This window comes from Neobacillus niacini (assembly GCF_000759675.1).
GTDB lineage: Bacteria > Bacillota > Bacilli > Bacillales > Cytobacillaceae > Neobacillus > Neobacillus niacini_A.
This window is the reverse complement of sequence record NZ_BAWM01000026.1, coordinates 62,843-79,223: the sequence shown is the minus strand read 5'-3', so window position 1 is coordinate 79,223 and position 16,381 is coordinate 62,843. Positions and strand designations below refer to the sequence as shown.

The 16,381-nt window shown below is 39.0% G+C and carries 13 protein-coding genes and 1 other annotated feature; of the genes, 3 read left to right on the top strand and 10 right to left on the bottom strand.

The genetic code is table 11. The annotated features are described in order from the left end of the window. Positions 1–228 precede the first annotated feature (228 nt). The 3 genes from TR08_RS14415 to TR08_RS14405 form a co-directional block, all read right to left on the bottom strand. Entirely contained in the window at positions 229–1,413 is a 1,185-nt protein-coding gene (locus TR08_RS14415; RefSeq protein ID WP_045519242.1) for a substrate-binding domain-containing protein, read from the bottom strand. A 163-nt stretch (positions 1,414–1,576) separates the two neighbouring features. Further along, positions 1,577–4,825, bottom strand: coding sequence for a BTAD domain-containing putative transcriptional regulator (locus TR08_RS14410; RefSeq protein WP_045519207.1), 3,249 nt, complete (start codon positions 4,823–4,825; stop codon positions 1,577–1,579). A 124-nt stretch (positions 4,826–4,949) separates the two neighbouring features. Continuing rightward, positions 4,950–5,702 (bottom strand): glucose 1-dehydrogenase, encoded by a 753-nt coding sequence (locus TR08_RS14405; RefSeq protein ID WP_045519206.1) that lies wholly within the window; start codon positions 5,700–5,702, stop codon positions 4,950–4,952. A 168-nt stretch (positions 5,703–5,870) separates the two neighbouring features. Here TR08_RS14405 and TR08_RS32560 point away from each other — a divergent pair, with 168 nt between their 5' ends. Further along, positions 5,871–6,014, top strand: a complete 144-nt coding sequence (locus TR08_RS32560; RefSeq protein ID WP_193747747.1) for a hypothetical protein — start codon at positions 5,871–5,873, stop codon at positions 6,012–6,014. Positions 6,015–6,076: 62 nt separating this feature from the next. Here TR08_RS32560 and thrB read toward each other — a convergent pair whose 3' ends face one another. From thrB to TR08_RS14390, 3 genes are read right to left on the bottom strand one after another with little or no spacing between them, the layout of a single operon-like run. After that, the gene (gene thrB / locus TR08_RS14400) at positions 6,077–6,994 is read right to left on the bottom strand and encodes a homoserine kinase (protein WP_152597430.1); all 918 of its coding nucleotides are present in this window, start codon (positions 6,992–6,994) and stop codon (positions 6,077–6,079) included. Between the two features lie 2 nt (positions 6,995–6,996). Beyond that, positions 6,997–8,058, bottom strand: a complete 1,062-nt coding sequence (gene thrC / locus TR08_RS14395; RefSeq protein WP_045519202.1) for a threonine synthase — start codon at positions 8,056–8,058, stop codon at positions 6,997–6,999. Continuing rightward, a complete protein-coding gene (locus TR08_RS14390; RefSeq protein WP_045519200.1) occupies positions 8,055–9,350 on the bottom strand; it encodes a homoserine dehydrogenase in 1,296 nt (431 codons plus the stop codon). Before TR08_RS14390 ends, thrC begins: the two co-directional genes overlap by 4 nt. 256 nt (positions 9,351–9,606) lie before the next feature. Beyond that, positions 9,607–9,814 (top strand) — a binding site (T-box leader). Positions 9,815–10,001: 187 nt separating this feature from the next. Between TR08_RS14390 and serA the strand changes: the two genes are divergently transcribed. After that, on the top strand, positions 10,002–11,636 hold the full coding sequence (gene serA / locus TR08_RS14385) for a phosphoglycerate dehydrogenase (protein ID WP_045519198.1): 1,635 nt from the start codon (positions 10,002–10,004) through the stop codon (positions 11,634–11,636). A 184-nt stretch (positions 11,637–11,820) separates the two neighbouring features. On the opposite strand, the gene TR08_RS14380 is transcribed toward serA, so the two are convergent. After that, positions 11,821–12,960, bottom strand: a complete 1,140-nt coding sequence (locus TR08_RS14380) for an HAD family hydrolase (protein ID WP_045519196.1) — start codon at positions 12,958–12,960, stop codon at positions 11,821–11,823. A gap of 90 nt (positions 12,961–13,050) precedes the next feature. Here TR08_RS14380 and TR08_RS14375 point away from each other — a divergent pair, with 90 nt between their 5' ends. Next, positions 13,051–13,350, top strand: a complete 300-nt coding sequence (locus TR08_RS14375) for an AhpC/TSA family protein (protein WP_238579145.1) — start codon at positions 13,051–13,053, stop codon at positions 13,348–13,350. A gap of 173 nt (positions 13,351–13,523) precedes the next feature. Here the strand turns inward: TR08_RS14375 and TR08_RS14370 are convergent, their stop codons facing one another. From TR08_RS14370 to TR08_RS14360, 3 genes are read right to left on the bottom strand one after another with little or no spacing between them, the layout of a single operon-like run. Beyond that, positions 13,524–13,823, bottom strand: a complete 300-nt coding sequence (locus TR08_RS14370) for a DUF3870 domain-containing protein (protein WP_045519241.1) — start codon at positions 13,821–13,823, stop codon at positions 13,524–13,526. A 17-nt stretch (positions 13,824–13,840) separates the two neighbouring features. Further along, positions 13,841–15,049 carry an acyl-CoA dehydrogenase family protein gene (locus TR08_RS14365; RefSeq protein ID WP_045519194.1) on the bottom strand — a complete coding sequence of 403 codons (1,209 nt, stop codon included), beginning with the start codon at positions 15,047–15,049 and terminating at the stop codon, positions 13,841–13,843. 12 nt (positions 15,050–15,061) lie between these two features. After that, positions 15,062–16,246, bottom strand: a complete 1,185-nt coding sequence (locus TR08_RS14360) for a CaiB/BaiF CoA transferase family protein (RefSeq protein WP_045519192.1) — start codon at positions 16,244–16,246, stop codon at positions 15,062–15,064. Between the last annotated feature and the right edge of the window lie 135 nt (positions 16,247–16,381).

The following is a 16,381-nucleotide window of genomic DNA, read 5'->3' as shown; positions in this document are numbered from 1 at the left end:
AACAGGTCGAACCCTCATATAATTTGGATGTGTTAACGATTGTCTGTTGATTTCCACTCCAGGCACTTCGCTTTCCGCAGGCGTTGCGGTGAGCCTCCTCGGCGCTTGCGCCTGTGGGGTCTCACCTGCTCCGTACTCCTGCAGGAGTCTTCGTGCCTTCCGCTCCAATCAACAGAGTGCCAAAATTAGCATTTAGCTTGAACACATTGATTTTTTACGAACACTTTCCTAATTACGTACTGGAGGTGCTGTTTCTTCTGGTGTCAATTCTCTGATTAACACAGGCACTGGATAAGCTACCCCGTCTTTCTTTTCTAGTTTAATGGCATATAGTGCTTGAAGCGCCTGGTGATCTTCAGGGCGATAAGTCATTTTTCCTTTTGGAGATTCAAAGCTCATGCCCTCCATCGTTTCAATCAGTTTATCCGCATCGGCGTCACCTTCGGTTTTCTTCAATGCTTCAACAATTGAAATTGCAGCACTCATACCACCTGGTGTAAATAAATCAGGGACATTGCCGTTAAATCGCTTCTTATGTTCAGTTACTAACCAATCATTAATTTCATTTTTAGGAAGGTCATGATAATAAACAGTGAAGCCTTCCATACCAACAAGCGGCTCCATTGTAGCTAAAGCTGCAATGTCAGGGGCACCCGTAGAAATTTTGATTCCTTTATCTTGAACCTTCATATCAGAAATCTGCTTCCAAGGTGAGTTAGCACCCGCCCAAACAACAAATAAATAATCAGGCTTTGCATCAATAATCTTTTGAATGTTTGAAGTAAAGTCAGTTGCAGCTGGGTCTGCATACTCTTCTAATACAATATCTGCACCAAGTTTTTCAGCTGCTTCTTTAAAGGCAGCAACTCCATCACGTCCAAAAGAATAATCTGGAGCAAGAGTGGCAATTTTTACACCTTTACCTGCAATTGCAGCTGCACCAGCAACAGCATCCTGTGAAGAATTTCGCGCTGAACGGAAAATGTACTTATTAAACTCGGAGCCTGTAATACTATCAGCTGCAGCAGGTTCAACAATCATAATCTTTTGGTATTCTTCTGCAAGCGGCAGGACTGCTAATGTATCTGCAGAGCTGGAAGATCCCACTAAAAAGTCAACTTTATCTTCTTCAAGAAGCTTCGTTGCTTTTTGAACGGCAACTTCTGGCTTCGTTTCTGTATCTTCGACCACAAACTCAATTTTTCTGCCTGCAACCTCCATTGTTCCTTCAGTTGCATATTCAAGTCCTAGCTCAAAACCTCTTAATGTTTGTTTACCATAAGATTCTAAAGCACCAGTTGTTGAGGCAAGAACACCAATTTTAATAGGCTCCTTTTTCTCTGCCTTTTCTCCATTACCATTTGTATCTCCCTCGGTTTTGTCTGAGCTGCATGCTGTAGCAAAAATCATCATAAGAATAAGAAATCCTAGTAAAATCCCTTTTCCACCAAATGCCTTCACTTCTTTTCCCCCTTATAATTTAAAATAAAAATAGGCAAAGCTTTAGGTTAATAATAGAAAAGTAGAGTTACATTTAAGTTACAAAATTAGGAAAGACAAAAAAAACAGCCTCAAATTAAGGCTGCTCGATTTGCTCTATATACTTTTCTGATTCGAGAATCATATCGTGCATTTGTTTCGTTGGTTCCAGAGGGGATACTCCTAACTCTTCTTCTAATACATTCTTGCATTTTTGATACCACTTCATTGCCTGTGGGCGATTGTTTTTACGATAATAACAATACATTAATAATCGATAGGCTTCCTCCCAGGTTCGATCGCGCTTTAGTATTTTTTCACACCAATAAATGGCACGATCATAATTTTCTTGACGGACCATAATTTGAGCTATTTTTTCTGCAGCTCGTAAAAAGTATACGAGCATACTCTCTCTTTTACTTATACACCAATCATCATACCTTCGTTCTGGTAAGTATTCCCCTTGATAAAGCCTTAAGCCTTTTTCTAGAAGAGTAATCACTTTTTCTTGGGATGTTTCACTTAAACCATTTTCAATCAATGTTTGAAATTGAGTTGTATCTAATTCGATTTTGGCATGAGGATTTATACCATAAAACATCCCTTCTCTTATGATAAAAAAGGGGGCTGACCTTGCCTTCCGCATTGGCTCCAGAACGTGATGAAGACTATTTAATGCAACTTTAAAGTCACGGTCTGCATTTTTTGTAACTTGATTTGGCCAAAGAATTTGGAGTATCTCTTCTTTGGTTACGAGTTCATTAACAGTAATAAAGAGCTGAAATAATTCCTTGCCTTTTTCACGCTGCCAATCTTTTTCCCCAACGTCCTTTTCTCCAAGCCATATTTTAAATTGCCCTAGCGTTTGAACTCTTATCGAATATCCAGGATGTGAATTCAATGCAGTGATCCCCATATCCTGGAGGATTTTTACCGCATATGACTTTTGAACATTCCCCTTTGCACACTCTATTAACAGCGGAACGACCATTTGTAAATCCCTTGGACTAAATACTGACACCTTATGAAAAAAGAACTCAAAATCATATGTTTGAATCAAATATAAAAACTTATCTATTGTTTGTTTAAACAATTCGTCTTCTTTTTCTATAAAGTAAATATAGGCAAGCCAGAAACTGGATAACATTTGTCCAAAAGTATCCTCACATTGATAGAATAATGCTTTTGTTTTTTCTAAGTAATCTAGTCCCTTATTTACTCTTTCGTTATAAATACAAGTGACCCCCATACATAGGCTAATAAGAGCTGAAAGCCAGATATCCTGTACTTTTTCAGTCTCCTTCAATGCTTTCTTTCCTGCCTCCATCGCCCGCTCGTATTCTCCCCTTGTTCCATACAGGATACAAAGTCCCATTAACGGCTCGGCTTTTCCCCTTTCTACATTAAGCTTACTCATTATATCCAAAGCCGTATTGTAGCACTGTTCTGCTAAATCCGAATCATATTTATTGAGAATTTGTACAGCATGCCCCATCCGAATCCAGCCACATGCCTCCACAAAAGGCGCTTTTAAACTAATACCTTGTTGTATGCTTGCTTGTGCTAAATTCTTGGCCTTCAAACCTTCGCCTGTAAAGGCATCTATTAAGGATAATAGTAAATCTGTTTCTCTGTGTGACTTCGGAAGTGCAGTACCATTTTTACTTGATAATTCTTCCTTTTGGTTGTGAAGAACCTTTTTTGCTTCCTCAAATCGACCTGTTCTTAAATATAATCTTGCTTCAATATTTCCATCTACTATTGACGGGCTTGATTCCTTAGCCTTTTGCAGCCATTTTTCAGCGTTTGTTGATTTTCCAGAATTCAGAAGATTCTCAGAGAGCAAATAATATAGCTTTGCCTTTTCTGCTTCTGAACTAATACTTTTTTCTCTCGCTTCAATGGCTTCATATAATAACTTTTCGGCTTGGTGAGGTTGGATGGTATCTAAATAAATCTTCGCTTTTCCTTCTAACGCCTTGCTCATCCCGAGAAAATCATTCCTCTTCCCGGCCTCTATATAGGATTTATCATAACATTTCTCAGCTTCTTGATATTGAGAGCGATAGCGGTGGACCTCTGCTTTTAGGAACCAGAGAAGATAATAAGTGTCCAACTCAAGCGCAGGGATCAACATTAATTGATCAGACAAACTTTTTAGCTTCCCGCCCTCAAGCATTTCCCCCCCATTGTCTTGTAGGATAGACGCCATTGCTTTAAAATGATTAATTTTTTTATAGTGATAGAGAGATTCTTCCCACATCCACCTTTTTTCATAGAAGCGTGCACATTTCTCATGGAGTGCCGAAAAGTTAGATGGGTTATTTTTCAGGAAAGCGTTTTCTAAAAACTCTTTAAAAAGTGCATGGTAGCGATAATGTTTTACTCCAATCTTTTGAATGAACAAATTTCTTTCTTTCAATTGCTCGAGCATGCTAGATGCACCATGAATTCCAATTACTTCATCACAAAGTTCTTCCTCAATAACATCTAAGATTGAAGTTTGTTCCAAAAATTGTTGAATCATTGGCGGCTGTTTTGAAAAGACTTCCATTACTAAGTAGTCAAATAAGTCTTGAAGTGAATAGGAGGAATGTTCAAAGAGTGCTGAAATATCTCCAGTAAGTGGAATCTGCTGTGCAATCATACACAATGCAATAATCCAGCCTTCTGTTAATTTATAAATACTTTGTAAATGAGCGGGCTCTATTTCTAGCCCGTAAAGGTCCGTTAATAACAATTCTATTTCTTCAATGGTTAATACTAAATCATCTCGTGAAATTTCTAATAACTGCCCGTTAACCCTCATTTTCGTTAAATGCTTCCAGCCCGGTCGGCTGCGGCTTGAGATAACCAAGTGTAAATTCGAAGGAATATGCTGCAGTAATTTTTCAATCCAGCTATTGATTGTGTATGAATGCTCAATTTGATGATAGTCGTCCAAAATTAATATAATATCGGAATTAACTTCAAGGATTTCATTTATAAAGAGGGTGCATAAATAACTCAAATCTTCTTCCCTTATGTAACGGTCCATTGTTTCGATATACTTCGCAATTTCCTGTCCAAATTCAGGAACAAACCCTCTAATCGAATGAATGATATAGGAAATGAACGGAAGGATGTCGTCATCCATTGATGAGATGGAGTACCAGCAGCCAGGGATTTTTTCATCCCTCATAAATAAAGCCAGTGCCGAACTTTTTCCAAAACCTGCTCCAGAATGAATAATTGTCAAAGGGTAATCAGGAATTTTCTTCATTTTCCTAGTAAGTTTTGCCCGTCTAATATATTCATCTTTGACGGCCGGAATTCGCAGTTTTGTTTGAATAATCGGCAGCTTCATTTATTTATCCTCCTTTCTAATTTTCCCAATTTTTACACTATTTTATCATATAATAGACCAATGTGGAATTGCTTAAGTTGCTTCCTCAAATGGAGAAGGCTATCTAACAAATGCATAGGTAGCCTCATTCTTCTTCATATATCATTTTTCTCGTCATGCCACCGTCAACAATCAAATTAATTCCTGTAACAAAATCATTTTCTTGTGCCGTTAAATAAAGACATGCCCTTGCTATATCATCTGGTTTACCAACTCGTTTTGATAAATGCTGTTCATGATCGTTGGAGGTTAATTGAGAATAGTCACCTGTGTGAATCCAACCAGGTGAAATCGCATTAACGGTAATTCGGTCCTCACTCAGTGTAGCAGCTAAAGCATGGGTGATTGCGACTATTCCTCCTTTAGTTGCTGCATATCCCTCCGAATTCGGCTCAGACATAATTGCACGAGTCGAAGCCATGTTAACAATTGCTCCACCCTGTTTATTCTCACGCATATACTTTGCTGCTTCTCGTGAACAGAGGAAGACACTCCTCAAGTTGGTTTGAATAATATCATCCCATTCTTCTACTGTTACTTCATAGATTGATTTAAACAAACCTTTTCCAGCATTATTAATTAACACATCTATTCGGCCATAGATCTTTTTTGCTGTTTCCATAAGGTTAATAATATCACTTTCTCTTTTTACGTCTGTTTTCATATAATGTACATCTGCGCCTATTTTCTTTAGTTCCAATTCTGTTCTCCTGCCTGCCGCATCCTCTATATCAGCAAGCAACACCTTTGCCCCCTTTTCAGCATAAGCAGCAGCAATAGCTCGACCGATTCCATTTGCTGCCCCAGTCACAATAACAACTTTAATTGTAAAACTCATATCACTTATCCTCCAATTTTTAACGCCTTCCACTTCAGTTTAACTCTAATTTACAAACAATAAAAATTGCTGACTTAATCAAGAACATATGTGGGGATTATTTCTATGTAACAAAAAAAATTTTCAAGAAAAACTAAGGAAACCTCTAGGTAAAGGAGAAATGTTTAAATGCAGGAAAAATGTTTCTATTGTGTAAATGAAATTGAGGAAAAGCAACATCACTATGTTACATTTTTAAGCTCTAATACTGAAAGAGATGAGATCCTTTGTGATGAATGTTATCAGGAGTGGCTTCAAGGACTAAAAGGCTAGTGCCATCTATGCATTGGTCAACTTGCCCATTAAAAAGAAAAAGGGCCGATCCTTTCTCGGCCCTAATTCACTATGCAGTTATTAAGTTTGAATACGCTGCTTCCTGTATAGTCTATGCTAAGTAGTTTAGCTGTCATGTTAGGATAAGCAGATTTTATTGATTGCTCAAGTGATTTACCTTTTCCTTTTTCACAAAAACATAAAACAGTTGGGCCAGCTCCACTTAAGGCCACACCGAACGCTCCTTCAGACTTTGCGAAATTTGCAGCTTCATCATAAAACGGGATTAGGGGTTTCCTATATGGCTGGTGAAAAATATCCTTTTCCATCATCTTCCCAGCCATTTCCCAGTTATTACTAAGTAGTGCTCCAACTAAAACATTTGCTATTGAAGAAGCACGTATCGTATTTTTATACGAAAATTCTATTGGCAAAACACCGCGAGAATCCTTAGTTAATAAGCTTTCTTTCGGGATGATGGCAACCATTTCAAAAGAAATATCTGAAATAGAAACGACATCAACCTCTCCTTGCTCATAACTGCCGATAACAAGTCCACCATATAAAGAAGCACCAACATTATCTGGATGACCTTCTATTTCAGTAGAAAGTAATAGCTTTTCTTTTTTTGTTAATCCTAACTCTCCAACGTAATCTGCCAGTTCAATCCCTGCAATAATAGCTGATGCACTTGAACCAAGACCACGTGCCAAGGGAATCTCACTTTCAACCGTGATTTTACAAGGTTGCAATTCCTTTCCATATTTTGCTGCTGTTTGCAGAGCAATTTGACAGATAAAATGCTGTTCATCTGATGGGAGGTCCTTTAATTCCTCTGTTGTGGAATAACATTCCCATTTCTCACTTTTCTCTACTTCTAAACTTAAATATAGATTAAGAGCAACACCGATTGAATCAAAGCCAGGTCCTAGATTTGCTGAACTTGCTGGTACTTTGATAACAAATTTCCCGTCATTCAAAGTCATCGATGGACAACTCCCCTGATGTGTTCTGTCACAGCTTTCTCATCATTTGGCAATTGCATTACATCCACAAGGCTGCTTTGAATAGCAGTATCAGGATCCTTTAATCCATTTCCAGTAAGTACAGCGACAATTTTTGATCCCTTTTCAATTTTTCCTTTTTCGATGGATTTAATAATACCAGCGATTGACGCACATGAAGCTGGTTCAGCGAAGATTCCTTCCGTGGCTGCAATTTTCTTATATGCAGCTACTATTTGATCATCACTGACTTCATCAAATAGTCCATTTGATTCTTCCACAGCGGAAACTGCTAAGTCCCAGCTTGCGGGATTTCCAATTCGAATAGCTGTTGCAATGGTTTCTGGATTTTCAAATACACGATTGTGAACGAGTGCCGCCGCCCCTGCTGCTTCAAAGCCATACATTCTTGGTAATCCCGTTCCCTTATGATTTGCGTATTCTTTAAACCCTTTCCAATATGCACTGATATTACCGGCATTCCCGACTGGAATGGCTAAAATATCTGGAGCAAACCCTAATTGATCACAAACCTCAAATGCAGCTGTTTTTTGTCCCTCTAAACGATGAGGATTAACTGAATTAACAAGGGTAATCGGTTGTTCTTTACTTATATTGCGTACCATCTGTAATGCTTGATCGAAATTCCCTTGAATCGAGATAATTTCTGCTCCATACATCATTGCTTGAGCAAGCTTCCCTAAGGCAATTTTGCCTTCAGGAATAACAATAATGCAACGTAACCCTGCCCGGGCTGCATATGCGGCAGCAGCTGCAGACGTATTTCCTGTGGAAGCACAAATGACGGTTTTACTGCCAGATTCTATCGCCTTTGCAACAGCCATCACCATTCCACGGTCTTTAAAGGAACCTGTCGGATTTGCTCCTTCAAGTTTAACGTAAAGCTCTACATCCCATTCCTTTGAAAGCCGTTCTAGCTTTACTAATGGAGTATTTCCCTCATTTAATGTTAACTTAGGTGTTTCATTTGTTACTGGTAAAAATTCTTTATATGCTTCAATCAATCCTGGCCATCTCATAATGATTTCCTCACCACTCTATAAGCACTTTTTATTTCTTTAACCGCCGGTAAATCCTTTAATTCATAAAGGATTGCATCGTAATTTGTTAGTGATGCTCGATGTGTAACTAAGACAATTTCAGATGTTTCGTTTTTCTTAACTGGAAGCTGTAATATTTTTTCAAAGCTTACACCATACTTTGCAAAAATGGAGGTAAGTTCAGCAAATACTCCAACCTCATCCTGCACATGGATTCGTAAGAAGTATTTAGAGTATTTTTCATTATCATCCTTTAGGAGCTTAGGATATTGAGGTGTTACAGCACTTCGACCATTTACGCCAAGTCGAAAATTTTTTATTACTCCAACTAAATCTGAAACAACTGCAGTTGCCGTTGGCAAGCTTCCAGCACCTGGTCCATAGAACATAGTTTCACCCACAGCCTCGCCATACACATAAACTGCATTATACTCATTTTGTACCGAAGCCAACGGATGGTTGTCGGACAAGAATGTAGGCTGGACACTTACCTCTACTTTTTCCCCATCACGGTGGGCATATCCTAACAACTTCATTGTATAGCCTAATTGTTTTCCATAACGTAGGTCTTCCTCTGTAATATTCGAAATTCCACTTACCTTTACATCATCAAGGTCAATATGCATTGAAAAACCTAAAGTGGCTAATATTGTCATTTTCCGGGCAGCATCCAGTCCTTCTACATCTGAGGTTGGGTCGGTTTCTGCAAAGCCCAGCCTTTGAGCTTCTTTAAGAACGTCTTCATAGGCAGTCCCCTCCTGGCTCATTTTCGTTAAAATAAAATTAGTGGTTCCATTTACAATTCCCATCATTTGGGTGATCCGATCAGAAGCAAGACCATCAACTAAGCCTCTTAAGATTGGAATACCTCCCGCAACACTTGCTTCATAGAATAAATCACAGCTATTTTCAGAAGCGACAGATAACAATTCTGATCCATGAAGGGCCATTAAATCCTTGTTTGCTGTCACAACATGCTTTCCTTGACGGAGGGCACTAAGCAAATACTCTTTTGTTTCATTGACCCCGCCCATCACTTCAATCACAACATCTATCTCACGATCATGCAGGATGTCAGATGGGGTAGATGTTAACAACTCTGGATCCACTTCAACCGGTCTTGTTTTATGTAAATCTTGGACCAGGATTTTCTTTACTACTACAGGACAACCCACCTGATGCATTAATTTATCTTGGTGGTTTTTAATAATTTTTACAACTCCTGTACCAACTGTTCCTAAACCAAGTAACCCAATTTGGATTGCTTTCATATATATCCCTCCCACACTGTCTACCACATGCGTACATTTGTATTTATATAGTAGACATTATATTATTCTCTCAATACATTTACAATAGACAAATTTTTTAAAAAATTCAATGTAATCGCTTACTACCGTACCAGCATTGGCATGCATTTTTTTAAAAAAATTTAAATTTGAATACTCGAAAAATTATTCTTTATATCCCTTTACAATACTAAAGGTATCAATGTAGAATATTCTTTAAATTCAGGTAATAGTTTATAAAAATGTGATGATGAAGACGGCAGTAAGAAAGTGCTGCAGAGAGCCGGTGGTTGCTGTGATCCGGTGCAATTTCTTATTTTTGCCCAGCCCTTCTGAACTGGCAGACTGAAGTTATAGTAGGAATGCCCGGGAAAACCCGTTAACATATTGAGGCTGCGTTATTAAGCAGCAAAAGAGGGTGGCACCACGTAGATCACGTCCCTCATAACAAGACAAATCTGTCTGTTATGAGGGACTTTTTAATTTTAAAGCGGAAGCGCCTGGTTCAGGGGGTGGCTTATGACTCGAGTTCCAAGGAGCCGAAACTAGACACGCTTATGACCCCAAGCCCCTAGGCGCTGGAGCTAGATAGTTTGATTGTTTATATTAACTAATGAAAGGATGAGGTTTAAAATGTTTAAGGTACTTGTAACAGATGGCATTAGTGATACTGGTTTAAAAAGTTTGTTTGATCACCCTAATTTTATTGTTGAGCGTCAGCCTACATTAAAGCCCGAAGAGTTAAAGAATATAATAGGAGATTACGAGGCTTTAATTGTACGCAGCCAAACAAAAGTAACCGCAGAACTGCTTCATTATGCGGACCGGCTTAAGGTAATTGCAAGAGCAGGTGTAGGTGTAGATAATATTGATGTGAATGCCGCTACAGGAAAAGGGATTATCGTCATAAATGCTCCTGGAGCCAACACAATCGCAGCTACTGAACATACATTAGCGATGCTGCTCTCTTTGGCAAGGAATATTCCTCAGGCTCATAAAAAAACCATTGGAGGAGAATGGGACCGAAATTCTTTCAAGGGAGTAGAATTATACAAAAAAACGCTTGGCGTCATTGGTATGGGTAAAATCGGAACCGAAGTATCAAAGCGTGCTAAAAGCTTTGGTATGAATATATTAGGCTACGATCCTTATTTAACAGAAGAGAGAGCAGAAAAACTGGGAATGAAAAAAGCTAGTCTCGATTTAATAGCCCGTGAGTCAGATTTCATTACCATTCACACGCCACTCACAAATGATACCAAAGGGCTGGTTAATGACGAATACTTAAGCAAGACTAAAAAAGGTGTACGTTTCGTTAACTGTGCACGTGGCGGAATTATTGATGAAAAGGCTTTGGTAAGGGCCATTCAAGCAGGACATGTTGCAGGTGCCGCACTCGATGTTTTTGAAAAGGAACCTGTTGCTGATCCTGAGTTACTACAAAATCCTAATATAATTATTACACCGCATTTAGGAGCCTCTACTGTAGAAGCACAGGAAAAGGTTGCCCAAGAGGTTAGTGAAGAAATTATTGAAATCCTAGAAACACAATCCATCCGGAATGCGGTTAATATGCCGCAAATGTCTGGGGAGACACAGCAAAAAATGCAGCCATACTTACTGCTTGGTGAACAAGTGGGGCAGCTTGTCGTTCAACTATTAAAACATGCTCCTTCTAAAATAGAAATTAATTATTATGGTGATTTAATCGAAGAAGATACAGAATTATTAACAAGAACGATGATTAAAGGTGTTTTATCCCACCATTTAAGTGATTCTGTGAATTTGATTAATGCTCTTCATCTTTTGAAGGAGCAGGGAGTTTCCTATAATGTCCAGAAAAATGCCAATAATAAAGGCTTTGCCAATTATATGGAACTTTCCATAACAAAGGGCTCAGAAACCGCTAAAATTGGAGCGACCGTATTAAACGGCTATGGTGCAAGAATCGTGAAAATCAACGATTATCGTATTGATATAAGACCTGAAAGCCACCTCTTACTTGTAAAACATCAGGACGTTCCTGGTATGATTGGTAAGGTTGGATCTCTTCTAGGGGATTATCAGATCAATATTGGAACGATGCAAGTAGGTAGAACAACCGTTGGCGGAGAAGCGATCATGGTGTTAACACTTGATAAGCAAATTAGTCCAGAGGTTATTCGTGCCCTTACACTAATTAACGGTTTAAACGAAGCACAATCTTTAGAGTTATCCAATGTGGATTCCTTTTATCCTGGGAAACTTGAACTAGAAAAAATTAAATAAAATAATGATGACCAAATCTGATCTTGATTTGGTCTTTTTATATATATTTATGGAGTTTGCGAGTAAATTGACAAAAACGGCAAGTAAATTGACAAAAGTCGCGAGTAAACGTGAAATTTCCGCGAGTAAAATTCATTAATTCGCGAGTAAACCAAAAATAAGAGGGATTGTGCTGCAATCCCTCTTATTTTTCCTCTATAATTTTCCTTACATCAAGGACTGTATCCAGAATATAGTCTGCCTTGTGCTTCTCAAAGTCACTTCTCGCGTCTTTTCCTGATAAACCTGTTAAAACTGCTGCAAACTGACATCCCATCTTTTTTGCAGCCAGCAAGTCTGCCAACGAGTCACCTACAACTAGAACCTCTTCACCGTTTTCAATTGGCAGCGGTGTATTGAAACAGGTCTCGACTGAAGATTCCCTGCCATTAAGACCCATAATGTACGTAAAAGGTTCTGGCTTTGACAATGATCTTCTTTCCATCAGTTCGTTTTCTGCTTTTAGCACATCATCTGCAGTTACTATATGATTGATATCAAAGTGTTTTAGCCAGTCCAGATGGTGAAATGGCTGAATGGTTTCAAGCTCAGGTCTTCCCGTCCCAATTCCTATCGTTAATCCCGATTCGTTTAAGAATGTAAATAGTGCATCTATTTCATCTTTAGCTGCCAATGTTGTTTCATTCGCTAAAAAACCTTTCTTACCCAGCTGCACAGAAGGTTTGCCAGTGGATTTTTGTACATTTTCATCTCCAACGTACCATTCCTGAGAAGAATGCTCACATACACACCAAAGTGCCCCGATACCACTAAAGATAGTTGTTTGTACACATAGCTTTTCTTCAGCTAATTGATTTAGATAATTAAACAATTCTTGCTTAGTTTCCTTCGATTGCTCAAATTCAGCTATAAATAAATTAAAATCAGTGTTAACTGAATAGTTATGTAGGACACGCCCTATATCAAGCAGCGTTTCTCTATTAATTGGTTCCTGCAGCCAACTGCTGATTCTTTCATGCTCCATTTCCTTTATTTGAGACAGGAGATGAATCAATTGATTACCGAAGGATAAATAGATCATATCCCAATTGGCATTTAGTCCTCTTGATTTCATTAGCTTAAGGACCTCATCATTTTTACCAAACACATTCTCGCGAATAGTCTTAATCTCCGCTGCACTATAGTCTGTTTTGAATTTTTCAGGTGCCAATCCCAAATAATTATTGCTAATTAACAACTCCCAAACAGTTAAGGCAGATGCATCAAAATAATGCTCTTCACTTAACAAGACCCCATCCACGTCAAACAATATTGTTTTAATCATCTAACCACCTTCTCTCCCAGTCTACTTTTATTCGTTATCGTAACACAGTAAAGGTCTAAATTTAAAGTAAAATTATTGATTTAAAAAGACATGCAATTTTCACAAAGTAATCATTTGTGCTTAACAGTAACAGGTTGCCAAATTGTTATTATCACCCCATCTACTGGGGGTTACTTAGGACAATTTGTTGAAGCTTTTGGTCACTATCCATACTCAGTTTATGGTGATCCTAAACGTGAACTTTATTACAATATGGGTCATCAAACTATGCAGAAATGGAAGCTGCTTGCAAAGGCAGGAAAAGGCTTATTAAAAGGCGGCACGAAAGCATTCATACCAGATGACCCCGAGCAAAAAAAGGCTCGTTCAAAAAGCCATGAAAACACATGATATCTTTATCCAGGGTGGAACTTGGTTATTTGATGAAAAAGGGAACATCCTTTGGAATCATATTGATACTGCTCCTGAAGAACATGCTTCAATCGAAACGATACTCAATGAGATGAAAAATCACTGAAACTCAAAAACAGCTTAACGACTTTTGTTAAGCTGCTTTTTAAATTTTATTCACTATATTGACTATATAAATCTTTTACTGCTGCTATAAGTGCATTGACTGCTTTTCCCCGATACCCCTCTCTAATCATTTCAACAATCTCATCAATCCCATCCTGTAAGCTGTGCCCCTTTAAAATTTGTTGAATATATTCTCTTCCATGGTCAGTGGCAAGTGTGCAGGAGGATTGGATAATGACCCCGTATTTTTTATCAATCTCAACAGTAATCGTTAATGAGTCAAAAACACTTTGTGCTGCCATCCCCTGCGGCAGGCGGGCATGACCAGCGAGGAAATAGGTTTTTATTCCCGACATATTTTCACCTATCCTTTTATTAAAATCTCTTCAAATGGCCAGGCAGGCAGCATTTTTCGCAGTGGTTTATCCTCACGGTAACCAAGTGCATACTCCCCCTGCATAATGGTATGAATTTCACGTGTTCCCTCATAAATAACGGGAGCTTTTGCATTCCTTAAATACCGCTCAACCGGGAATTCATTGGAGAAGCCGTAAGCTCCGTGAATTTGCACAGCATCGTTGGCAGCTTCTAAAGCGGCATCACAGGAAATCCATTTTGCCAATGAAGTTTCTTGCGTGTTACGCTTTCCGTTATTTTTTAACCAGCCAGCTTTAAAGACTAACAGGCGAGAAATCTCAAGGTTTGCAGACATTTTTGCAATCATTTGCTGGACAAGCTGATGCCTTCCGATTTCTTTACCAAATGTTTTTCGTTCCTCACAGTATTTTACACTAGCCTCTAAAGATGCCATGATTGTTCCACATGCCCCAGCGGCTACAGTAAACCGGCCGTTATCAAGCGCAGACATGGCAATTTTAAAGCCCTCGCCTTCATCCCCCAGCATATTCTCTACTGGAACTTGAACATTGTCTAGAAATACTTCTCCCGTATTACCTGCGCGGATGCCAAGCTTTCCTTTAATCGCTTTTGTCGACACACCTGGGAAAGATCGTTCAACAATAAAACACGAGATGCCTTTATGCTTCGCTTCTAGATTCGTTTTGGCAAAAATCAAAAAGTGATCGGCAACGTCACATAATGAAATCCATGTTTTCGAGCCATTTAATAGATAGTATTCTCCGTCTTTTACGGCCGTTGTTTCCATCGCCGCTACATCAGAGCCGGCGTTTGGTTCCGTGAGCCCAAAAGCTCCAATTTTTAATCCCTTTGCCTGCGGAACGAGGTACTTTTGTTTCTGTTCCTCTGTTCCCCATTGCAAAAGCGTCATGCTGTTTAAGCCGGTATGAACAGAAACCGCGGTGCGGAAGGCGGTATCCCCACGTTCTAATTCCTCACAAACGATTGCCAGCGTATTGTAGTCCATACCAACACCGCCATATTCCTCAGGGATACATACACCCATAAGCTGCAAATCAGCCAAGCGCTTCAAAATATTGGTTTCAAAATGTACCTTCTCATCCCACTCCTTAATAAAAGGAATAATTTCACGATCAACAAATGTTCTAACGACCTTTCTAACGCTTTTCTGTTCTTCCGTATATGAAAAATCCATTTAATTCTCCCCCTATATAATTTGGTTTTGTTTCATAGCTTGAATTTCAGATTTAGAATATCCAAGTTTAATCAAGACTTCTTCAGTGTGTTCGCTGATCAAAGGCGGGTGACGATCGATTTTTACCGATGATTTAGAAAACTTTAACGGTGAACCGACTAGCTTTAAATCAGGGATTTTCGGATGCTTTACATCTACAACCATATTTCTTGAAATCGCCTGCTCAGACTCTAATGCTTCTTTGACATTATTAATCGGACCATTTGGGATGCCTGCCACATCAAGGAGCTCTTTCCATTCTCCTCTTGATTTCTTTATAATTCTCTTGGCGATGAGGTTTACTAACTCGTCCTTATATTTCAGCCTGCCGGGGTTGGTTTCATATACCTGTGAAAGCAATGATGGGTCCTCAAGCAGAATGGCCAGCTTTCGATATTGCCGGTCATTTCCAACCGCAATAACAAAATCGCCATCGCTGGCTGTAAACAACTGATAAGGTACGATATTGGGATGGGCATTGCCAAGACGTTCTGGAATCCGGACTGAACATAAATAATTACTTGCAACATTCACCATTGCAGCAAGCTGAGAATCAAATAAAGAAATATCCACTTCCTGTCCTTCTCCAGTCATGTGCCGGTGTTGAATCGCCCCTAAGACCCCGATACAGGTATATAGCCCGGTTAGTACGTCAGCAATTGCCACACCGACTTTGACAGGCTCAGCAGCCTTATCTCCAGTAATACTCATTAATCCTGACATTGCTTGAATAATATAATCATAGCCTGGCAGATGGGAGTATGGCCCATTAGATCCAAATCCGCTGATCGATGCTAGGATTATTCCCTTATTACACTTTTTCATCTCCTCATAACCGAAGCCTAGTCGCTTGAGAGTTCCTGGCTTAAAATTCTGCACAACCACATCCGCCTCTAAAACTAGTTTTTGTAAAATTTCTATGCCTTTTTCCGACTTCAAGTTTAGAGTGATTCCCTGCTTATTTCGATTGGTGCATAGATAGTAGGCACTTTCCCCTTCTACAAAAGGTGGTCCCCACACTCTCGTTTCATCTCCTGTATCGATACTTTCAATCTTTATTACTTCTGCCCCCATATCTCCTAGGATCATCGTGCAATATGGTCCGGCTAAAACTCTGGATAAATCAATAACTTTCATCCCATTCAATGGTCCTGGCACTGGTGTATCACCTCTTTTTTATTAGAATGATTAAACTATAAAAAAATGCCAGTGAAATCAATCAATGCCAAATAAAGTCACTGATGCTTTCACTGGCAATTATTCGTGAATCTTCCTCTGGCAGGAGGTTGAACG